This window comes from Aeromonas schubertii (assembly GCF_000820105.1).
GTDB lineage: Bacteria > Pseudomonadota > Gammaproteobacteria > Enterobacterales > Aeromonadaceae > Aeromonas > Aeromonas schubertii.
In genome coordinates, this window is record NZ_CDDB01000041.1 from 17,562 (window position 1) to 38,814 (window position 21,253).

Below are 21,253 nucleotides of genomic sequence, written 5' to 3' on the forward strand. Positions count from 1 at the left end.
CGGCAAGCCTTGCCCATCTTGGCCTCGCTGCTGAATCCTCACTCAATATTGCGTCTGAAAGGGGGCAGGGCATCGAGCAGCCCCTTGCCGTAGCGCTTGGTCACCAGGCGCCGGTCCAAAACAGTGACGCGTCCGGCATCGGCCTCCTTGCGGATCAGCCGGCCACAGGCCTGAATCAGCTTGCGCGAGGCCTCTGGCACCGTTACCTGCAAGAAGGGGTTACCGCCACGTTTCTCAATCCATTCGGCGGTGGCCTCCTCGACCGGGGAGTTGGGCACCGCGAAAGGGAGCTTGGTAATGATCAGGTTGGTGAGGTAGTGGCCCGGCAGATCCAGCCCTTCCGAGAAGCTACCCGTGCCGAGCAGTATGCTGGGGGTACCGGCGTCGCAGCGCTGGCGATGGAGGGTCAGCAGCGCATGGCGCGAGGCTTCTCCTTGCACCAGCAGGGTCAATCCCTGACTGCGCAGTCCCTCGGCCACCTCCTTCATCTGGCGGTAGGAGGAGAAGAGCAGCAGGCTGGCCTTCTCACCCTTGATGAGCCCAGGCAGGCGTTCGATGAGCTCAGGGGTGAAGCCGGGATCGCTCGGCTCGCAGCGCATTTTGGGGATGAACAGCTCGGCTTTTTCGTAATCAAAGGGAGAGCGCAGGCGCAGATAACGGGTGCCATCATGGGGCTTGAGCCCCGCCTGATGGCGGAAGTAGTCAAAACTCGACAGGGCCGTTAAGGTTGCCGAGACCAGCACGGCCCCCAGGCACTTGGACCAGAGCCACTCCTCGAGCAGATAACCCACCTCGATGGGGGAGGCGTGGATCATCACATCCCCCCCATCGCTTTGGTACAGCCAGCGTGCGAGCGGTGTTTTGCCGGGGGGAACCTCCCGGCTCATCAGCTCCCACAGTTGGTGGAAGTGCTCGAGGCGTTGCAAGAAGAAGCCCGCCTCGGCGAGCAGAGGCTCGGCCTCCTTGCGCCGGATCTCCCCCTCGCGAAGGGCCTCACTCAGGGCGCCTTGCAACCGATCCAGCGCTCGCAGCGCCTGTTTGCTCCCCTCCCGCAGGTTAATGGCAAGCAGTGGCAGGGGCTCTGGCAGCTCCCCATCCACGAAACGATGATGCGGTTCGTTGGCAAAGAGCTCCGGGTGTTGTTTAACCCACTGCTCCACCTCCTTGAGGTCGGGCAAGAGAGAGGCCAACGCATCCTGTAGCTTCATCTGGGGATCGAGCAGACTCTCTTTATTAAGGCGCCGGGCTATCTTGCCGGCACTCTGGGCAAGCTTCTCCAGGCTCTTGCGGCTGCCGCCCAGGTGGATTGCAGCAGCCCCGTGATCCCGTGCCACCGTGGGCAGGTGATGCGCCTCATCGAGCACATAGAAACACTCGTCAGGAGGAGGGAGTATGATACCGCCCCCCATGGTGAGGTCCGACAGCAGCAAGGCATGGTTGACCACCAGCACATCGCTCTCCTCCATCTTGTCCCGGGCACGGTGGAAGGGGCACTGCTGATGGTGGTTCAGGGCCTTGTTACAGGTGTGGCGATCGGCGGCAATGCGCTCCCAGGCCGTATCGGGGAGTGGCTCGGCCCAGTTATCCCTGTCTCCGTCCCATTTGCCATCCGTGTAGCGATCCCACAGCCGTTTATAAAGATCTTTATCTTCCTCGCTGGGCCGTGTGGCAGAGAGCTGTTCGAAGGCAAACTCCAGATTGGCCTCTTCGGTCCCCATGGCCGCCTGCTCAAGCAGATGTTCGCAGCAGTAGCGCTGGCGTCCCTTGACCAGCATGAAACGAAATGGAACGGCACTGTGCTGCAGGAAAAAGGGGAGATCCTTGTGAATAAGCTGCTCTTGCAGGGCCACGGTGGCGGTGGAGATGATCAGCTTCTTCTGTTGCAGACGTGCGAGCGGGATGGCCCCCTGGGCATAGGAGAGGGATTTACCGATCCCGGTGCCCGCCTCGGCGACCAGGAGTCGGCGGGACTTCTCGTATTCCCCGCTCAGGGTCTTGGCGATTTCGGCCACCAAGAAGTTTTGCTCACGGCGGGGGACGAATCCTGGCAAGGCGTCGGCCAATTGCCGGTAAGTGGTGCGGATGGCCTCTTTGAGACGGGGTGAAAGCATGGGACAAAGTGCCGAGTTTGTAACTGGGTGACACAGAATAGCGAATGAGGGCACGCCAGTGCGAGCGTCGGGAGAGGAATAAAGGGGAATTTGTCGGGGGAGGGCGCGCGATTAAATTGCGCTGTTGTGGGGAGGAAGGACGCAATTGTGTGCGCCTTGGTGGCGGTATGACCAGTGATAATCTCTAAAAACGTTTTCCAGTTGTTATCGGGAAGATAATGGGATCCTGGTCACGTTTTGATATGCCGGACCATCGACCCGGTAAAAAGTTCCCGGTTTTTTTATTGCGGATTACAAACCCCGGTGCTAGTCTCGCCAGCATAGTGACGCAGAGAACGTCGCTAACACAGGGAATAACAAAGACTTAGTGTTTAATTACAGTAGGCATTGGAAACTATGAAAAAGACAATTCTGGCTATCGCCATCCCGGCTCTGTTCGCCTCCGCTGCTAACGCTGCCGTAGTGTATGACAAAGACGGTACTACCTTCGACATCTACGGCCGTGTTCAGGCCAACTACTATGCTGATAGTGACAACCCTAACGATATCACTGCTGCACACAAAGGTGATGCTGAGTTGATTGGGTCTTCCCGTCTGGGTTGGTCCGGCAAGGTTGCTCTGGATAGCATCTGGTCTGCCATTGCCAAGACCGAGTGGCAAGTTTCTGCCGAAAACTCTGACAACAAGTTCAACTCTCGCCACATCTACGTCGGTTTCGATGGCTCCCAGTACGGTAAGATCATCTTCGGTCAGACCGATACAGCTTTTTACGATGTAATGGAAGCTACCGATATTTTCAATGAGTGGGGAAGTTACGGTAACTTCTATGACGGTCGCCAGGAAGGTCAGGTTGTCTATTCCAACCAGATCGGTGGCTTCAAGGGCAAGCTCTCCTATCAGACCAACGACGACGTCGCTGTGAAGGTTACTGATGCTGGCCAGTCTGTCAAAGAAACAGCCATCTTCGGCAAAGATGTTAAACGTAACTATGGTTATGCCGCCGCTGCCGGTTACGACTTTGACTTCGGTCTGGGCTTCAACGCTGGTTACGCCTACTCCGACTTCGAAAATAAAAACAACACAAATATCAACGGTGATAAGAAAGAGTGGGCACTGGGTGCACACTACGCCATCGGTGGCTTCTACTTCGCCGGTGTATACACTCAGGGTGACCTGAACTACACCAAGAACGCTGCCGGTGCCGACAAGGACAAGGGCCGCGGCTACGAGCTGGCTGCCTCCTACAATGTAGACGCTTGGACCTTCCTGGCCGGTTACAACTTCAAAGAGAGCAAGCTGGGCTCCAATCTGAATGGTTCCGAGTACAAGGATCTGGTCGACGAGACCCTGTTGGGTGTTCAGTATAGCTTCACTCCGAAGCTGAAGGCTTACACCGAGTACAAGATCCAGGGTATCGAGAAGCTGGACGACGAGTGGACCGTCGCTCTGCAGTACAACTTCTAATCGAAGCTGTCTAGACGATATCGAAACCGGGGCGATGCCCCGGTTTTTCTTTTTCGCGCTGGTTTTATTCTCCCCGTTTTCTTATCGACTGGATAAGCTGGGCCGCCCTACCGGGAGTCTGTCCCTAATCAACCAAGCGGGGTTGCCTCTCTGGCAGCCTGATAACGCCAACGCCAACGCCAACGCCAAACGTCAAGCTTGATCATCTTAAATAAGGCGCCAAGTAACCAGATGAGCGGCCCAAGAGGCATGGATAGTGTCGTTACCGGGAATGGCTGTTGGAAAAGATGCCGGCATTTTCCATGCCGAATGGGTGGTGAATGACAGTGTAAGGGTTCACCTGCCAGGCCTGCCGGCAGGTGTGGTGGCAGGTTGAATGGGGGGATTATTCGCCCATATAGGTGTCGCGGTATTGATCCCGAATGGCCAGAAAGCGATCCATATTGTCCAGCATCAGATCGACCAGCTGGGGATCGAAGTGCCTGCCGCGTTCCTCTGCGATAAGAGCCAGCACTTTGTCCAGCGGCCATGCCTTCTTGTAGCACCGGTCAGATCCCAGCGCGTCAAAGACGTCGGCAAGGGCGACAATACGCCCTTCGAGTGGAATTGCGTCAGCCTTCAAACCCTTGGGATAGCCCGAGCCATCCCACTTCTCATGGTGGCTGCCGGCAATGGTGGCGCCAATCTGGAAGAGCTCAAGCTGGCTGCCAGAGAGCATGTCATGGCCCAACTGGGCATGGGTCTTCATGATTTCCCACTCTTCCGGTGTGAGCTTGCCCGGTTTGTGGAGAATGGAGTCCGGGATCCCTACCTTACCGATATCGTGCAGGGGAGAGGCCCGTTTAAACATCTCACAGCGCTCTTCCTCCATCTCCAGCAGGTGGCAGAAGAGCTCCGTATAGAGAGCGACACGCTTCACATGCAGGCCGGACTCTTTTGAGCGTGTTTCGACCAATTCGCCAATCCGATAGATGATCTCTCTCTGATTATCGGCAATGACCTCATTGAGACGAATATTCTCGAGAGCGACCACGATACTCTCGGTGAAGAGGCTGAGCAGATTGGTATCGAGTTCACTCAGGTGCTGGCTGCCTTCGATATGAAACAGCAGGTGGTGACGGCTGTTCTTGCAGTAAAGTACCAGCTCCTCTTTCTCATAAATATTGCTTTGTGAACGCATGGCTTGCTGCACGATAGCGGGGGCCTGAGCAATTTCCAGCGAGGAGACGGTCGGTTCAATCGATTGGAGCAGCTGGTTGTCGTGCACCTCATAGGCATGCTGCTTGGCATCGTAGAGGGCTGAGTCTTCGAGATTGAGAAGGGCGGTCAGTTGCTCGCGTGCACCATCGATAAAGTTACGCAGGGCTCGTTTTCCGAAGATACCCCGTGAGGCTTCGATCACCTTCTGCAGACCACGGCGGTTACGATCCAGGGTTCGGATATCCCGGTATGAACGCAGACTGGCCCGAAGCAGGGTGCGAAGCTTTTGCGAGGTGAGTTCGGTCTTGTCCTTGTAATCGTTGATATCAAAATTGGCCACCACATCATCTTCCGGTGCCTGACCCGGTTGTCCGGTTCTTAGCACGATACGGACCATGCCATTTTGGATCTCTTCACGCACATAGCGAACGACATCAAGACCTGCGTTATCGGTCTCCATGACCACATCAAGCAGCAACAGGGCAACATCGTCCTGCTGTGCCAGCATCGACTTGGCCTCTTTTGCGCTATAGGCATGAAGCAGCTCGAGCCCTTTCCCGTCGAACTCAAACTGAGACAATGTGATACGAGTGACCCGATGAACCTCGGGCTCATCGTCCACTATCATCACCTTCCATCGCCGCTTTTGCTCTGCTACGGGGGAGGCGTCATCTTCGATAATCAGGATATCGTCATCCATAGGCTTATCCTGCATGGTCCCTTGGCAATCCCATTTTCCCAATCTTAGGAAACTTATCTGAAAATAAAAATGGTGTAGATACGACAAGAGTGCAAAACGGGAGCGAGAGCAACTTGTTAGCCCGACGCTGCTTATATCCTGACCAAGGATCCTGAGAAGAGCATAGACCCTTGGCTGTGCACAAACGTGCCAAAGGTACAGATTGGCAGTGATAAGCCAGTGACGACTATGCTCACTGTGAATCCCTTGGATGATATGTCGCTGTGTATAAGGAACAACAAGGAAGGTTGCAATGACACTGAAACAGAAGATCTTGCTGCTAGGTGCGCTGCCCGTGCTGCTGATGGCGGCAGCTATCAATCTTAGCAACTACATGATTGCCAAGAGTGATCTCGAGAGCGAGCTATCCCGTAATCGGGAGCAGGCCATCAAGGAGCGCAAGGCCCTGCTGGGTAGCTATATCATGCTGGCCCAGACCTCGATCGCCAAGACGCTGGCTCAACCAGACTCTCCAGAAAATCGCGAGCAGGTGAAAGACATCTTGCGAGCCCTGCGTTACAGCAGTGATGGCTACTTCTTTGTCTTCGACTTTAACGGTATGCAGGTGATGCATGCGGCTACCCCGGCACTGGAGGGAAAAAACCGCTGGCAGGACAAGGATGCGCAAGGGAAGCTGCTGATCCAGGACATCGTCAAGTCAGCGCGTGAGCGAGACGGGTTTACCGAGTACTGGACCAACAAACCCTCTATTGGCCGTGATGCCCCCAAGCTCTCCTATAACGTGGTCATCGACAAGTTCCAGTGGGTACTGGGTACCGGTTTCTACATCGATGATATCGATAATGAACTGGCGGCGCTGCGTACCTTGCGTGAGGAGGCGCTTTACAGCTCAATGGGAAGCAATGTGCTGTTAACCCTGCTGGTGTTGGCGGTCGCCCTGGGGGCAACCCTGGCGATTGGTAACCGTGTTGCCAAGCCTCTTGCCGATGCGGTGAGTGCCCTCAACGATATTGCCGCAGGAGAAGGGGACCTGACCCAGAGGCTGAGAGTACAGAGCAATGATGAGGTGGGGCAGTTGGCCAGCGCCTTTAACCGCTTCGTCGAGCGGATACAGAATGTGGTGAGCCAGGTAGGGCGAACCAGCAATGAGCTGTTTGTGTCTGTGGAGCGACTGCGCGATCTCAGTGAGCGCAGTGATCATCAGATGCAAGGCCACAGCCGCGAGACGGATCAGGTTGTCACCGCCGTCACCGAGATGAGTTCAACGGCTCAGGAGGTCGCCTCCAGCGCATCGAATGCAGCATCAGCGACCTCGGATGCGGCTCGAGAATCCGATGAGGCGCGTAGTGTGGTCGATACGGCGATCTCCAGCATCAACCGGTTGGTGAGTGAGGTTCATTCGGCCTCCTCTGTCATCGAGCAGCTTGCTCATGAGACAGGCAAAATCGAGTCTGTGGTGGAGGTGATTCGCGGGATTGCCGAGCAGACCAACCTGCTGGCACTCAATGCAGCCATCGAGGCGGCTCGTGCCGGCGAACAGGGCCGGGGTTTTGCCGTGGTTGCCGACGAGGTTCGTTCTCTGGCCGGGCGCACTCAACAGAGTACCAAAGAGATCAACGAGATGTTGCAGCGGCTGCAAAGTGGTGTACGGCAGGCGGTGGACGTCATGGGCGCCAGTGAATCCCGCAGTCAGGAGACGGTGGCCGAGGCCGCACGCATCGCCGCCTCGCTCGATACCATGGTCAGTGCGGTCTCCACCATTAATGACATGAACCTGCAGATCGCCGCGGCCGCAGAGGAGCAAAATGCCGTTTCCGAGGAGATCAACCGCAATCTGGTGGCCATACAGCAGATCGTCGGAGAGTTGAGCGAGGTGGCGCGAGACACCCATAGAACGACCCAGGATCTTGCCCAAAATGGGGACGAGCTCAAGGGACTGGTCGGTCAGTTTCGTTATTGATGTTGACAGGCAGCCGGCCTCGGGGCCGGTTGCCTGTTGGGTAACGTGGCATAATGTGGGACAATTTGCCCCTGTGTCCTATTCACTTCTCCCCGGCTCATGAACGACTTGGTCAAAGGCAGCATCGATCTCATCCGTCAGCTCAACTATGGTCTGGTCTATGCCAGCCTGGAAGAGCACACCGAGCTGTCACGCACCGACCTCTCCAGATTGACGGGACTCTCTCCGGCCAGTATCACCAAGATCACCCGAGAGCTGCTCGATAACGAGCTGGTGGTGCCTTGCGGTGAAACCAGTGTCGGCAGGGGGCGACGTCAGACGCTTTTGCGGATTAATGAGCGTCGTTACCAGTTTCTCTCCATGCGCTTGGGTCGTGGTTATGTGGACATGGCCCTGTTCGATCTCTCCGGCCGCTCCTTGTCACGACACCGTCATCAGTTTAGCCAGGACGAACGTGAAGAGCTGCTTGCCAGCCTTATCGCCGCCATTCGTCGTTTTCTGCCCGCCAAGGGGGTTCGCCTGGCCTGCATTGCCCTCTGTCTTCCGGGCCAGGTCGAGCGCCACACGGGACGAGTCCGCCACTTCCCCTATTACGATCTGCGCAACTGGCCCCTGGGCCCTACGCTGGAAGAGGCGTTTGGTGTGCCGGTCTTGGTCAGCGCCGATGTGCGCACCTGGATCCAGGCCGAGCGTGAGTGGGGAGCGGCCAAAGATTGTGCCGATGCGGTGCTGGTGTTTGTCCACAATGACATCGGTGTCGGCATGGTGGTCAATGGCCAGTTGATCGAGAGCGAGAATGCCATGCTCGGTGATCTCAGCCATCTGCAACTGGAGCCTTATGGACAACGCTGCTACTGCGGGGGCTTTGGTTGTGCTTGTACGCTGGTCACCAATCAGGCGCTCGAGTCCCAGTATCGTGATCTCAGAGTTCGCATGGGGGAGATGGATCTTCCCGAGCAAGTGACCATACGCGAGCTGTGCGAGCTTGCCCTCGAAGGCAACAGTCTGTGCCAGCAGATATTGCAACAGGCTGCCAGTCGTCTGGCCAGGGTGCTTGCCAACCTGATTTGCCTGCTTAACCCGGGCAAGTTGTTGCTGGGGGGAGAGCTGGCGCGTGCCGACCGCCTGCTCTTTCCCATGCTTCACCAGTCGTTGGCGAGCCAGTTACCCGGAGAGTATCTGGTGCGTTTGCAGATCGAGTCGACCCGTTTCTACGAAGATCCTACCAAGCCCACCTCGATTCAGGTGCACAAGGCATTACGTGACGGCAGTCTGCTGCTGGGGTTGCTGCGCGGTCATGATGAAGAGGGGATCATTCGGGGTTAACCCTCAGCCGTTTGGGCCCCCACGCCTCGGGGTAAGGCTCGAAGTGGCCACATAGAGCCCGATGACAGTGCACACACCGCCCCTCGCTCAGACGCCATTGTCCGAGCCGATATCCACTGCGCTCGATGAGCAGAGCACCACAGCCACTGCAGTAAGTGCTCTCACTGGCACTATTTGGAATATTTCCCGTGTAAACGTGATACAGGCCATTTGCCAGGGCTCTCTCTCGTGCCCGTTGCAGTGTCTCCATCGGGGTGACTGCCGGCTCGGTGAGATGGAAGTCGGGATGAAAGGCGGTGAAGTGCAGGGGGGTGTCTGCCCCAAGCTCTCTGGCAATCCACTGACTCAATGCGCTGAGAGTGGCATCGTCGTCATTGTGGCCGGGGATGACCAGAGTGGTGATTTCCAGCCAGCAATGAGTCTGGTGGCGGATAAGCTTCAGGCACTCCAGTACCGGTATCAGGGCTCCACCACAGAGGCCGTGATAGAAGTCGTCACTGAACCCCTTTAAATCGATATTGGCGGCATCCATGGCGCCGAAGAGCTCGAGTGCGGGCTTCGGGTTGACATAACCGGCACTGACGGCAACGGCCTTTATCCCGCGGTCATGGCATGCCTTGGCGACCTCCAGAGTGAATTCGAGCGAGATGACAGGGTCATTGTAGGTAAAGGCGACGCTGCGGCAGCCATGGTGAAGCGCGAGATCGGCAATCTGTGCCGGGGTGGTGCGCTCGTTGAGCCGCTCATCTTCTCGCGACTTGCTGATACTCCAGTTCTGGCAGTAGCGGCAGGTGAGATTGCAGCCAAGGGTACCAAAGGAGAGGGTCGCGCTCCCCGGCAGATAGTGATAGAGGGGCTTTTTCTCTATGGGATCGATGCAAAACCCGCTGGTCTCTCCCCAGTGGGTGAGCACTATCTCTCCCTCCCTGGCCTGGCGCATATAGCAGACCCCTCGCTTGCCGTCGCGCAGTTGGCACAAGCGCGGGCAAAGGGTGCATTCAACCCGGCCATCATCCAGTCTTCGCCAATAGCGGGTGGGGTGAAGGGTGTCCATCGTCAACTCCTCGGCTCTCCTATCATTTTAGTGAGCCAACCACGAGGAGCACGACCGTGAGTCAGATCCGCCCTCCGGCAGTCGCCGGTTATTTCTACCCGGCAGAGGAGCAGGCCTTGCGCAGCTGGCTTGGCGCCCATCTTTCCTTGAACCAGGGTTCGCACCGGCAACCCCGTGCGCTGCTGCTGCCTCATGCCGGCTATCGCTATAGCGGCGCCTTGGCGGCGCAGGGGGTGGCGACACTGGCGCGACAGGGAATCGCACGGGTGGTGATCCTCGCGCCTGCCCACAGGGTGCCACTGCGTGGTGTCGCGCTCCCCGCCGATGATTGCCGTGCATTTCAGACGCCCCTTGGCACCACGGTGCTCGATATGCAAGCGCTTGCCGAGTTGACCCGCCACGACGGATTTATCCGCTATGAAGAGGCGCACCGACAGGAGCATGCCATCGAGGTCCTGCTCCCCCTGCTGCAGTACCGTCTGAGTGACTTTTCGCTGGTGCCTCTGGTGGTGGGTGAGTGCACTGCCCTTTGGCTGGCCTCGCATCTCACGCCTCTGCTCGATGGCCGGACCTTGCTCATCAGTAGCAGCGATCTCAGCCATTTCATGACTCAGGAAGAGGCCAGGGTCCTCGATGAGCAGACGTTGGCCCGGATCCTCGGCTTGACTCCGGAGCTTGGACCTCATCAGGCGTGTGGTTGTTTCGGTCTCAATGCCCTGTTGTTGCTCGCCAGGGAGCATGAGTGGCAAGCAAGCCTGATTGGGCAGAGTGACTCCGGTGTGATCACAGGTGAGCGTGAGCGGGTGGTGGGCTATGGCTGCGTCGGATTTTATTGAGCTGCCGCAACCGGGCAGGGAAGAGGCGCTGGCGCTGCTCGGCATCGCCAGGCTCGCCATCGCCAGCCGCTGGGACGACCGTTGCCGTGATGAACTCTCGCACGCTATTGGCTCGATGCCACTGGCCAATGCCGTGCTGGCCTGTTTTGTTACCCTGCACGAGGAGGGGCGCCTTCGTGGCTGCATCGGTTGTCTGGAACCCCAGGGGCCCCTGCGTGAGGCACTGCCGCACTTTGCCCGGTTGGCGGCTTTCGGGGATCCACGCTTCCCGCCACTCGAGCCGCCCGAGTTGGGTGGGGTTTCCATCAGTATCTCTCTGCTCGGGCCCCTTTCTCCCATGGAGGTCGAGGGGCGTGCCGAACTGCTGGCTTCCTTGATGCCAGGTATCGACGGACTCTGGCTGATGGGGGGAGGGCGCCGAGCGACCTTCCTGCCTGCGGTCTGGCGCGAGTTGCCCGATCCTGCTGCATTTTTGGATCATCTGCTGCGCAAGGGGGGGTGGCCGCCAGGGGGCTGGCCTGAAGGGCTATCGGTTTGGCGCTATCGGGTAAGGGAGTTCGCAGAAGAGGGATGAACCTTTTTGTGTTATCTCCCTCACTATTTGCTGAAACTTTGATTTGGAAGAAAAAACGGGCCTCAGCCGGTGCTAGCATCTTAGGCACGATTCATGTTCAAGGATGACTGTATGGCCCGTTTGCTGCTACCGCTCCTCTCTTTTTTACTCCTCTCGTTCAGTCCTTCTCCTGCCCATGCGGCCGTTGGCCCACTGCCGCTGACCTCGAGCACGGTGGGTATCGCCTGTCTGCTGCTCTTTGTGCTGGCCTATTTGCTGGTGATGGCCGAGGAGTATATCCAGTTGCGCAAGTCCAAGCCTGTACTGATTGCGGCGGGTGTTATCTGGATCTTGATAGGGGTCGTCTATACCCGGGAGGGGCAGAGCGTACTGGTGGAGGAGGCGTTTCGCCACAATCTGCTCGAGTATGCGGAGTTGTTGCTCTTCTTGCTGGTGGCGATGACCTATATCAACGCCCTGGAGGAGCGGCAAGCCTTCGATGCTCTGCGCTCTGCGCTGGTACGTGCCGGCTTTGGCTTTCGAACCCTCTTTTGGCTCACCGGTGGGCTTGCCTTCTTCATCTCGCCGGTGGCCGATAACCTGACCACGGCCCTGCTCATGTGCGCCGTGGTGCTCAAGGTCGCCAACGGGGAGCGTCGCTTCGTCAACCTGGCCTGTATCAACATCGTCGTCGCGGCCAATGCAGGAGGGGCTTTCAGTCCCTTTGGCGATATCACCACACTGATGGTGTGGCAGGCGGGCAAGGTGCAGTTTGGTCAGTTCTTTGCTCTCTTTATCCCCTCTGTCGTCAACTTTCTGGTGCCGGCGCTACTGATGAGCCTGATGATCCCTCATCATGCCCCGAGTGCCTCGACCGAGCGGGTCTATATGCGACGGGGGGCACGTCGCATCATGGTGCTCTTTCTGCTAACCATTCTGACGGCGGTAGCCTGCCATAACTTCCTGCACCTTCCCCCCGTGCTTGGGATGATGTTGGGGCTGGGTTACCTGCAATTTTTCGGTTTCTTCCTGCGCAAGACCTTCCAGCAGGCAGTGGAGAAGCGCCGCGCTCTCTATGAGCGCAGTGGCGATCGTGAGCGGCTGGAGCGCCTCGGCACCTTTGTCCCCTTCGATGTCTTTAGCAAGGTGGCCAAGGCGGAGTGGGATACCCTGCTCTTCTTCTACGGGGTGGTGATGTGCGTCGGTGGACTCGGCTTTATCGGCTATCTGGAGCTGGTCTCTCACTGGCTATATGGTTCGGGCGAACCGACCCTGGCCAACGTGGCTATCGGTCTGCTCTCAGCCGTGGTCGACAACATCCCCGTCATGTTCGCCGTACTTTCGATGCACCCCGATATGTCAGTCGGCCAGTGGCTGTTGGTGACCATGACCGCCGGAGTCGGGGGAAGCCTGCTCTCCATCGGCTCGGCCGCCGGCGTGGCCCTGATGGGGCAGGCTCATGGCATGTATACCTTCTTTGGCCACCTCAAGTGGGCACCGGCCATTGCTCTGGGTTATGCCGCCAGCATAGGAGCGCATCTGTGGCTCAATAGCGCGCTCTTCTAGCGCGCCAGAGCAGTGCCCCCCAGAGTGCCCAGGCTAGGGCCGAGAGGAGATAACCGATCCGCTCGGGCCAGCGCATGGTGAGCTCAAGGTTGAGGGTGTGGGTTCCTTCGGGGATCCACACCTGCAGCAATCCCTCCCGGTTGGCACTCACCTCGAGGGGATACTCTCCATCCAACCAGGCTTGCCAGCCCGGATAGTCATATTGATGCAGCACTATCTTGGCCGGGCCCTGTGTCGTCACGGTGAGCGCAATGTGTCGTGGTTGCCACCGTTCAATACGCCAACTCACTCCCTCCTGCTCGCTCACCACGGGAGGCTGAAACTCCTGCTTCCAGGCCAGCAGACTGGGGGCGAACATCCCTCTGGTAACCTGTCGGGGACGGTACTCCCGGGCGCTGCGCTTGCTATCAAACTCAAAATCGAGCACATCGGGATTGGGACTCTGGGTCAGTGGCGCCTGGTGTACATAGCTGGCGCTAAATAGCAGGGTCAGGAGCAGGGTGCTTCCTACCAGTACCCTGGAGTTGGGGTGAGAAGGGGAGGCTAGGGCGACCACTGCGGCAGTGGCCAGGGTTAGGATCAGGTTGGCTCGCCAGGGAAACTGTACCCGCTGTAGTGGCATCAACAACTCCCAGAGCCACTGGCTTTGAGGGAGCATCATCATAAAGGCGAGCACCCCGAAGCCGCCCCAGAGGGGAAGCTCGGGGTGACGCGGCTCGCGGATCCCTGCCCAGGTAAGCAGCAGGGTAAAGAGGGTGAGCAGGGTGAACAGGGTTAGTTGGCCGCGAAAGCGCCAGTCATCGAAGTCGGTGGGCAGTCGATCCAGAAAGTTGCGGCGAAAATCGAACATACCGCGCTGCATCTCCGCCATGGAGATCCCCCCTTGATCGAGTAGGGCCGGGGCGAGCAGCAGGGCTGCCATGGCCAACCCCAGCAGGGTTGCCCCCAGGGTGGTGAGCAGAGGACGCCAGAGACGATCGCGTCTGGCCCGGATCAGGGCGCGCAGCAGCACCAGGCAGATGGCCAGCAGCAGGCTAGGCAGGTGAGAGAGCGTCAGCAGGGCCAGCCCCAGGGCCATGAGCGGGACACCGATGGTGCGCATGTAACGATCCTGTCCGAGCAGGATCAGGGGCAGCCAGACAAACGCCCACACCTCGGCCAGGGCGAAGCGGGCATAGAGATCAATGGCCAGATGATAGGGCAGTGCCATATAGACGAGGCTGGCCGCGAGGGCGCGAGCCGGTTTGGCAACGTGCTGAATCCACAGCCAGAAGGTGAGACCCGATAGTCCCAGCGCCAGGGTCGCGCTGGCGATGAGTGCGGTTATGGCATCGTGGGGCTGGGGGTTGGCGCCTCCCAGCAGGGCGCTCACATAGTAGGGTAGGGGAGGGTAAAAGAAAAAGGTGGGACTGCCAAACCCCCCGTTCATGGCCATCAGCCAGCGTGGGTAGAGCTCCCCTTGCCACAGTTGCAGGGCAAAGTAGTGGCCCGATAGCAGATGATGGAAGAGATCGTGCCCCTGGCTACCCCCTCTTAACCAGAGGGGGAGGGTGAGCAGCAGGGCCGTCAGAGCGATACCGCCCAGGGAAAGTGTTGTCCATCGCTTGTCCATCAGGATCTCTCTTGAACCGGTGTGGCAACAGCGTAGTCAAGGGCGGCGTGCTCAAACTGTCTCTTTGCGGCCGACCAGCAGGGCATAGCTCAAGGTCGAGAGCAGGCCGCAGCCGGCGATGCTCAGCGCCATTGGCAGCGGCGAGTTGGGGGGCGTCAGGTTGACCACTACCCCGACCAGAGCCCCGATCCCGAAGCGCAGAGTGCCGGCCAGGGCAGATGCGGTGCCGGCCGTTTGGGGAAATTGCCCCAGCAGGCCGGTCATGGCATTGGCCCCCACCAGGCTGATATGGCCCACATAGAGGACGACCGGGATCACCACCCCCCACAGACCGCCAAACCCGCTCCAGCTGGCATAGACGAGGGCAAGCCCGGCGAGAGGAAGAACCAGCAGGCCATAACGCAGCATGCCCTCGGCACCAATCCCCTTCACCAGCCGGCTGTTGGCGTAGGTGACCACCATCATCAGCAGAATATTGAGGCCAAAGAGCCAGCCGTAGTGCTCGGTGGGCACGCCGAAGTACTCGATATAGACGTACGGGGAGCCACTGATGAAGGCAAACATGCCCGAGCTGGCAAAGGCGCCACACAACACATAGCCCATGGCCCTGGGGTTGCTCAGCACGCCGCCGTAGTTGCCCAGGATCTTGCCCAGGCGCAGAGGTTGGCGTAGCTCGGGCTTGAGGGTTTCGGGAATCGCAAACTGCATGGTGAGAGCGATCAGGGTGGCGCAGGCGAGCAGTAGCCAGAAGATGTGGCGCCAGTGGCCCGCCGTGGTGATGTAGCCTCCCAGCACGGGGGCTACCAGGGGGGCGAGCGTCATCACCAGGATGACGAAGGACATGGCCCGTGAGAAGGCATCTTTTTCAAAGAGATCGCGCAGCAGGGCGTTGACCACCACTGAGCCGGCGGCACCGCCGGCCGCCTGCAACATGCGAAAGGCAAGCAGTTCCGGCAGGCTATCGGCCAGGGCGCACCCCACCGAGGCCAGGGCAAACATGATGAGGCCCGCCATGATCACCGGCTTGCGGCCGAAGCTGTCGGCCAGCGGCCCGTAGAAGAGTTGGCCGATGGCAAAACCGCCGAGAAAGGCGCTGACCGTGAGCTGAGCCCCGTCGATGGTGGTGCCCAGCTCCCTGGCCAGGGTCGGAATGGCGGGCAGGTACATGTCGACCGCCAGGGGGGTGAGTCCGGCCAAGGCGCCGAGCAGGATGAAGAGGGTGCGATGGGAGAGTGTCATTAGGCTTCCAATTGACTGGCGTGAGGACGTTATTTGGGGCTATGGTCGCGGCTGCGACTCGCCTTCTGCCCGCTCATTGTGCTCGGCCAGCCGCTCCGTCACGGCATAGATGAGAGCGGCAGTCGAGAAGGCGAGAAAGACGATGACAGACCACTTCATCTCCCCCTCGTTCATCACCCCCTCCTCGAGGAAGGCCTTGAGCACCTCGATCCCCGAGATGGTAACCAGAGAGTTGATGACGATGAGCTTGAGAGAGACGAAATCGATGCGATAGAGCCAGTTATCTCCGAGGGCGGCACGCTGCTCCGGGCTCTTGATAAATTGCACATAGCCGCACAGGGCCACCAGGATCAGCATCTGGGCCACCAGCACGAAGTCGACCAGGGTCAGTACTCCGATGATGAGCTCGAGATAGGGCAAAGAGATGATGTTGGTACAGAGTTCGTAGAGTTTGATCCCGAACTTGACCATCAACAAAACGACACAGATCAGCATGCTGACGTAGAAGGGGAACATCATCAGGCGGCTGCCTGTCAGCATAACGTTGAAACGGCGCATAGGGGGCTCCTGCGGATTCGGACGGGAAAAGCATAACGACAAACCCGTCCGAATCAAACACGAAGCTGCTTTGGGTCGGGGGCCTCACTCGAGCTGCATGGTCGCCCGGTGCAGGCGATCCTGTACCGGCCACCAGGGCTCACTCAGGGGGGGCTGCTCCAGCCAGAGGGTCTCAAGCCCGAGACGATCCAGCTCAAACAGGGTGGCGTAGAGGGCCTGCCCGTAGCCGGCCGGATCGGCCGGCAGCCGGCGCAGCTGACCCAGCCCAGCCGGTGCCGCCAACGCGTTTGACCAGGTGATCAGGGCGCCTCTTGCCAGTGTCCGGAAGGCGAGCCGTGCCAAGTGTTGCTCAAGCGCATCGGTCGGGGCCATCCACAGGGGCGTGCCCGGGCGATAGTGGGCGGCCACGTTGCCTGGCACCACCACCGTATGTTCGCGCGGAGTGGCGACAGGCTGACCCAGTATGGTCTCGAGCGCCTCACGCCCCAAGGGGCCGGCTCGCACTATGGTGGGCATCGGGCCCGTGAGATCGACGATGGTGGATTCGAGCCCGACCGGGCAGGGGCCACCGTCGAGGATGGCGGCGATACGCCCGCCGAGCCCCGCTTCGACCTGCTCGGCGCTGGTCGGGCTCAACGCCTGATAGGGATTGGCGGACGGCGCGGCCAGCCCGGTGTCGAGCCGCTCAAGCAGGGCCAGCATCAAGGGGTGGGCGGGGACGCGCAGCCCTATGGTGTCGAGCCCGCCGGTCACCACGGGGGAGACCTGCTCGGCGCGCTTGAGCAGCAGGGTGAGGGGGCCGGGCCAACACGCCTGGGCCAGTTGCCAGGCGGTGGCGGGGATCTCGCGCGCCCAGCGCGCCATCTGACCTGCGTGTGCCAGATGAACGATGAGCGGATGGTCGCTCGGGCGTCCCTTGGCGCGAAATATGCCAGCGACGGCCTCGGGCTGGGCCGCATCGGCGGCCAGGCCATAGACGGTCTCGGTGGGCACGGCGACCTGAGCGCCCGAGCGCAACAGGGCGGCCGCCTGTTCGAGGGCATCCGGGCAGGCTCCTGGCAGCATCAGGGTAGTGAGCGGTGACATGGGCACTCCTTGAGAAGAGGGCGGGATTGTGCCCGAGCTTGAGGCTTAAGTTAAATAGATATAAGTTCACAAAATATTCTGTTTTGAAGAACGAAAATGGCGCGCCTCAACTACCACCATCTCTACTACTTCTGGCAAGTGGCCAGGCACGGCCACCTCACCGACGTGGCCCGTCAGCTGCATCTCTCCCAGTCGGCACTATCGGCCCAGATCCGGCAGTTGGAGCAGAACATGGGGTTCGCCCTGTTCGAGCGCAGCGGTCGTCGCCTTCATCTTACCGAGGACGGGCGCCGCGTCCTCGACTATGCCGACGAGATCTTCACCAAGGGAGAAGAGCTGGAGGGCGTGCTGCGCCACGGTTGGCAGCAGGGGCGTCAGAAGCTGCGGATCGGGGTGCTCGCCTCCATGTCTCGCAACGTCATCGAGGCCTTCATGGCCCCCTTACTCGGGCGCAGTGACGTGCATTTCACCCTGCGTTTTCTCGAGCAGGGAGCACTGCTCGATGCGCTCCTCTCTCACCAGCTCGATCTGGTGTTGACAGACAGAGAGCCTCAGGGAGAGGGTGAGGCCGTATGGCAGAGTCAGCTCTTGGCACGCCAGCCTCTGGCAGTGATAGGCCCGGCCGGCCGGCGCCCCCTCGGCCCTTTCCCGGCCGGTTTCGCGGAGCAGGCGTGGATCTTGCCCGGGCGGGCCAGTGCCAGCCGCACCGCCTTCGATGCCTTCTGCGCCTTGCACGGCTTCGAGCCCTGGGTGCAGGGAGAGGCTGACGACATGGCCATGCTACGCCTTCTGGCCCGTGACAGCGGTGCTCTCTGCCTGCTGCCGGCCGTGGTGGTGCGCGACGAGATCCGTGAGGGGCGACTCGAGGAGTATCTGAGCCTGCCCAATGCTTATGAGCACTTCTACGCCGTGGCCCTGAGGCGACGCTTTATGCCCGCCATTCTGCCCGAGTTGCTGGGACGTCCTCCGGCCGATTACCTAGGGGAGGCGTGAGGCGTCTATCCCAGCTGCCAATAGCAGTAGTGATCGGTGACCAGGGCGAGAAAGAGCAGCATCAGATGAGTGATGGAGAAACGAAACGCTCGCATCGCCGCTCCCGCGTCCGCGCTGACTTTTAGGCGCCATCCGAAGTAGAGAAAGCGCAGGTTGAGCAGCAGGGCGCTCACCAGATAGATGAGGCCGCTCATGCCGATGAGGTAAGGCAGCAGACAGATCAGGGTGAGTAGCAGCAGATAGAGCAGGATCAGGCTCTTGGTGAAGTCGAGGCCGTGAGTGACCGGCAGCATGGGGATATCGGCACGGGCGTAGTCGTCACGACGATGGATGGCCAGCGCCCAGAAGTGGGGGGGCGTCCAGGTGAAGATGATCATCACCAGCAGCCAGGGCTCCGCACCGAGAGTGCCTGTGATGCTGGTCCAGCCGAGCAGGGGGGGCATGGCGCCGGCTAGGCCTCCGATCACAATATTTTGCGGTGTCGAGCGTTTGAGCAGCAGGGTGTAGATCCCCGCATACCCCACCAGGCTCCCCAGCGTCAGCCAGGCGGTGAGGGGATTGACACCCAGATAGAGCAGCCAAAAGCCGCTCAAGGCCAGAGCGAGTGCAAACAGGGCAGCCCTATGGGGGGGGAGGCGACCGCAGGCCACGGGACGGCGGCGGGTTCGGGCCATCAGGGCATCGCGTTGCCCTTCGAGCAGGTGATTGAGGGTGGCTGCGGCACCAGCCAGCAGGCCGATCCCGCCGAGAGCGGTGAGTGTGAGGGCGGGCGAGGGGAGCTCATCTCGGGCCAGCACCATTCCCACCCAGGCGGTGAGCAGCATCAGGGCGACCACCTTGGGCTTGGTCAGTTGCCAGTAGTCATTCAGCATGCCACTCGAGAGTGTGGTCAGAGAGAGTTGCATCATGGCCTCCTTGCGGGGGTGAGGCGATGGTAGGTAACGGCAGTGGCGATCAACAGATGAACCGCCACCAGGTTGTGTGCCAGTGCGTTGGGCAGGGGCAAGATGAACACCACATTGGCGATGCCAAGCAGCAGCTGGCAGAGCAGCAGTGCCAGGATCAACAGGGCACACCCCCAGGCATTCTGACGCCATAGCCCAAGGGCAAAGCCAAGCAGGGAGAGGGTGACCAACAGGGCGCCCAGCCGATGCAGGATGTGAATGGTCTGGCGCGCCTCGCGCCCGAGTACGCCAAACTCATAGCTCTCGTGGCCCAAAGGAAGGTGGAAGGCCTCACCCCAGGCCAGTTGCTGGTGCCACTCTCCCTGGCAAAGTGGCAGCTCGCTGCAGGCCATGGCAGCGTAGTTGGCCGAGGTCCACCCTCCCAGACCGATCTGCAGCAGCAGGGCCAGCAGAGCCAATGCCCCCAGTCTCTTGAGCCAGGGGGGCGCGGCGAGGGGGGATAGCGAGCGGGTGAGCGAGAGCCAGAGCAGGGTGAGCAGGGCAAAGCCTCCCAGCAGATGGCCCATAACCACGAGAGGATGGAGCGCCGCTGTGACCGTCAGCATGCCGAGCAGCGCCTGCCCCACAACCAGCAGTAACAAGCATGTCGGCAGTGGCGGCAGGCGCCGTGCCTCGCGCCAACTCACGGCGAAGAGCATCAACAACAGCATACCCAGTGAACCAGCCGCATAGCGGTGAATCATCTCATTGCGTGCCTTGTGCGGCTCCAGTGGGCGCTCGGGGTGACTCACAGCAAGCCTGGGAGCCTCTTCGGGATGAGGCAGGGTCAGCTTGCCGTAGCAGCCGGGCCAGTCGGGACAGCCGAGGCCCGCATCGGTCAGCCGGGTGTAGGCGCCGAGGCCGATGACCAGGGTCGCCAGCCCGATGGCCAGCATGATCAGTGCGTGGGGACGGATCACCGGGCTGCCCTCCCGTAGCGCAGCAACTGCTGCACATCCTGTAGCACCGATTTGCCCAGGCGTGGCCAGCGCTCCTGCTCCTCTGGCACGGGGTAACCCAGCACGCCGAGTCCGGCGGCATCGACCAGAACTAACAGTCCGAGTGGGCCTTCAGGCAGGGGCGAGCCATCATCCAGAGGCTGACTCTGCAGGGTCAGCATATCGGCCTGTCGTCCCAGTGCCATCCGGATGTGTTCTTGCAACTGAGGCACCCCCTTGCACTGCTCCCGGCATGAGACTGGATAGAGATAGAGCAGGCGCCACCCCGGGCCATCGGACAAGAGCAAAGGGTTATCCTGGGGAAGCCAGGCCCCCAGATTGCGGGTGCCGGCGTGATACCACCCCATCTCCAGCACCAGTTTGGCCAAGAGCAGAGGGAGTAACAGAGTAAGCAGCAGAGCGAGAGGAATTTTATGTTTATGCATGGGTCCCCCGGCTCAAGGCGATGCCACCCATCATCACCACCAACGCCAGGCCCAGCCACTGGGCCGCATAGGCCCGGTGTCGCTCCGGGCTCATCACGCTCGGCACATAGTGATAGCGAAACCCCGGAGTCTGCTGGTAGAGGATGATGCCTCTCAAGGGCAGAGCGCTTTGGGCCTTTAACTCGTCGGGGCGCACGGACTGAAGGCGGCCGGAATAGGGGCCTGGCTCGCGGTTTTCCCCCAGCACCAGAGCATCAGAAGGGAGGCGGAGCAGGCCATCGAGCGCCAGCGTGGCGGGGAGCTCAAGCGCCGGATGCTCACTCCTGAGGGGGGGCGCCGGAGTCCATCCCAGATTGACCAGTAGCGGGGGCCCCCCCCGGGTTTGAACCGGGATGATGACGTCATAGCCAACGATACCGTCGACCACCTGGTTATCGAGTAGCCACAGATGAGGAGATAGCCAATCTCCTACCCCTCTGAGCCTGAGCCCGTCGAGCTGCTCGTCATCTTGCTTTAGCAGGGCTCCGGGGGAGAGGGGGTGAGTGACGTGGCTGGCGACCTGTGCCAGCAGCGCCTCTTTTTCGTTTGCCCTGTGCCACTGCCAGAGCGCCAGATTGCTCAGCAGCATACTGCCGAGCAGCGTCAATAGAAGGAGCAGAGTCCTCGA

18 protein-coding genes are annotated in these 21,253 nt (G+C 60.1%); 7 read left to right on the forward strand and 11 right to left on the reverse strand.

What is annotated here, in order from left to right; translation table 11 throughout:
- Positions 1 to 38: 38 nt before the first annotated feature.
- Entirely contained in the window at positions 39 to 2,111 is a 2,073-nt protein-coding gene (gene dinG / locus BN1133_RS08380; protein WP_050666089.1) for an ATP-dependent DNA helicase DinG, read from the reverse strand.
- A 396-nt stretch (positions 2,112 to 2,507) separates the two neighbouring features.
- On the opposite strand from dinG, the gene BN1133_RS08385 reads away from it, so the two are divergent.
- Complete coding sequence (locus BN1133_RS08385) at positions 2,508 to 3,575, forward strand: porin (RefSeq protein ID WP_050666090.1); 1,068 nt, start codon at positions 2,508 to 2,510, stop codon at positions 3,573 to 3,575.
- Positions 3,576 to 3,960: 385 nt separating this feature from the next.
- Here the strand turns inward: BN1133_RS08385 and BN1133_RS08390 are convergent, their stop codons facing one another.
- A complete protein-coding gene (locus BN1133_RS08390) occupies positions 3,961 to 5,475 on the reverse strand; it encodes an HD domain-containing phosphohydrolase (RefSeq protein ID WP_050666091.1) in 1,515 nt (504 codons plus the stop codon).
- 292 nt (positions 5,476 to 5,767) lie between these two features.
- Between BN1133_RS08390 and BN1133_RS08395 the strand changes: the two genes are divergently transcribed.
- On the forward strand, positions 5,768 to 7,435 hold the full coding sequence (locus tag BN1133_RS08395; RefSeq protein WP_050666092.1) for a methyl-accepting chemotaxis protein: 1,668 nt from the start codon (positions 5,768 to 5,770) through the stop codon (positions 7,433 to 7,435).
- A 99-nt stretch (positions 7,436 to 7,534) separates the two neighbouring features.
- Positions 7,535 to 8,761: an ROK family protein gene (locus BN1133_RS08400; RefSeq protein WP_050666093.1), complete on the forward strand. Its 1,227-nt coding sequence runs from the start codon at positions 7,535 to 7,537 to the stop codon at positions 8,759 to 8,761.
- Here the strand turns inward: BN1133_RS08400 and amrS are convergent.
- Complete coding sequence (gene amrS, locus BN1133_RS08405) at positions 8,748 to 9,815, reverse strand: AmmeMemoRadiSam system radical SAM enzyme (RefSeq protein WP_050666094.1); 1,068 nt, start codon at positions 9,813 to 9,815, stop codon at positions 8,748 to 8,750. The two genes, BN1133_RS08400 and amrS, sit on opposite strands and share 14 nt — an antisense overlap.
- A gap of 56 nt (positions 9,816 to 9,871) precedes the next feature.
- Here amrS and amrB point away from each other — a divergent pair, with 56 nt between their 5' ends.
- From amrB to nhaD, 3 genes are all read left to right on the forward strand, one after another.
- The gene (gene amrB, locus BN1133_RS08410) at positions 9,872 to 10,651 is read left to right on the forward strand and encodes an AmmeMemoRadiSam system protein B (RefSeq protein ID WP_050666095.1); all 780 of its coding nucleotides are present in this window, start codon (positions 9,872 to 9,874) and stop codon (positions 10,649 to 10,651) included.
- A complete protein-coding gene (amrA, locus tag BN1133_RS08415) occupies positions 10,629 to 11,225 on the forward strand; it encodes an AmmeMemoRadiSam system protein A (protein WP_050666096.1) in 597 nt (198 codons plus the stop codon). The genes amrB and amrA overlap by 23 nt, the downstream gene beginning before the upstream one ends.
- 111 nt (positions 11,226 to 11,336) lie before the next feature.
- The gene (gene nhaD / locus BN1133_RS08420) at positions 11,337 to 12,770 is read left to right on the forward strand and encodes a sodium:proton antiporter NhaD (protein ID WP_050666097.1); all 1,434 of its coding nucleotides are present in this window, start codon (positions 11,337 to 11,339) and stop codon (positions 12,768 to 12,770) included.
- Here nhaD and BN1133_RS08425 read toward each other — a convergent pair.
- The 4 genes from BN1133_RS08425 to BN1133_RS08440 all read right to left on the reverse strand — a co-directional run bounded on the left by BN1133_RS08425 (position 12,751) and on the right by BN1133_RS08440 (position 17,265).
- On the reverse strand, positions 12,751 to 14,382 hold the full coding sequence (locus BN1133_RS08425) for a 6-pyruvoyl-tetrahydropterin synthase-related protein (RefSeq protein ID WP_050666098.1): 1,632 nt from the start codon (positions 14,380 to 14,382) through the stop codon (positions 12,751 to 12,753). The two genes, nhaD and BN1133_RS08425, sit on opposite strands and share 20 nt — an antisense overlap.
- Before the next feature lie 51 nt (positions 14,383 to 14,433).
- On the reverse strand, positions 14,434 to 15,621 hold the full coding sequence (locus BN1133_RS08430; RefSeq protein WP_050666099.1) for a Bcr/CflA family multidrug efflux MFS transporter: 1,188 nt from the start codon (positions 15,619 to 15,621) through the stop codon (positions 14,434 to 14,436).
- 39 nt (positions 15,622 to 15,660) lie between these two features.
- Positions 15,661 to 16,179, reverse strand: a complete 519-nt coding sequence (locus BN1133_RS08435) for a YqhA family protein (protein WP_050664776.1) — start codon at positions 16,177 to 16,179, stop codon at positions 15,661 to 15,663.
- Between the two features lie 84 nt (positions 16,180 to 16,263).
- The gene (locus tag BN1133_RS08440; protein ID WP_082177957.1) at positions 16,264 to 17,265 is read right to left on the reverse strand and encodes an L-threonylcarbamoyladenylate synthase; all 1,002 of its coding nucleotides are present in this window, start codon (positions 17,263 to 17,265) and stop codon (positions 16,264 to 16,266) included.
- A gap of 96 nt (positions 17,266 to 17,361) precedes the next feature.
- Here BN1133_RS08440 and BN1133_RS08445 point away from each other — a divergent pair, with 96 nt between their 5' ends.
- A complete protein-coding gene (locus BN1133_RS08445; RefSeq protein ID WP_050666100.1) occupies positions 17,362 to 18,258 on the forward strand; it encodes a LysR family transcriptional regulator in 897 nt (298 codons plus the stop codon).
- Between the two features lie 5 nt (positions 18,259 to 18,263).
- Here the strand turns inward: BN1133_RS08445 and cyoE are convergent, their stop codons facing one another.
- Genes cyoE through BN1133_RS08465 form a run of 4 tightly spaced genes read right to left on the reverse strand, consistent with a single transcriptional unit; the run spans position 18,264 to position 21,214 of the window.
- Positions 18,264 to 19,163, reverse strand: coding sequence for a heme o synthase (gene cyoE, locus BN1133_RS08450; RefSeq protein WP_153006682.1), 900 nt, complete (start codon positions 19,161 to 19,163; stop codon positions 18,264 to 18,266).
- On the reverse strand, positions 19,163 to 20,122 hold the full coding sequence (locus BN1133_RS08455; protein ID WP_082177958.1) for a COX15/CtaA family protein: 960 nt from the start codon (positions 20,120 to 20,122) through the stop codon (positions 19,163 to 19,165). Before BN1133_RS08455 ends, cyoE begins: the two co-directional genes overlap by 1 nt.
- Positions 20,119 to 20,586 (reverse strand): hypothetical protein, encoded by a 468-nt coding sequence (locus BN1133_RS08460; RefSeq protein ID WP_050666102.1) that lies wholly within the window; start codon positions 20,584 to 20,586, stop codon positions 20,119 to 20,121. Before BN1133_RS08460 ends, BN1133_RS08455 begins: the two co-directional genes overlap by 4 nt.
- Positions 20,579 to 21,214, reverse strand: a complete 636-nt coding sequence (locus BN1133_RS08465) for an SURF1 family protein (RefSeq protein WP_231686251.1) — start codon at positions 21,212 to 21,214, stop codon at positions 20,579 to 20,581. Before BN1133_RS08465 ends, BN1133_RS08460 begins: the two co-directional genes overlap by 8 nt.
- Positions 21,215 to 21,253: the final 39 nt, after the last annotated feature.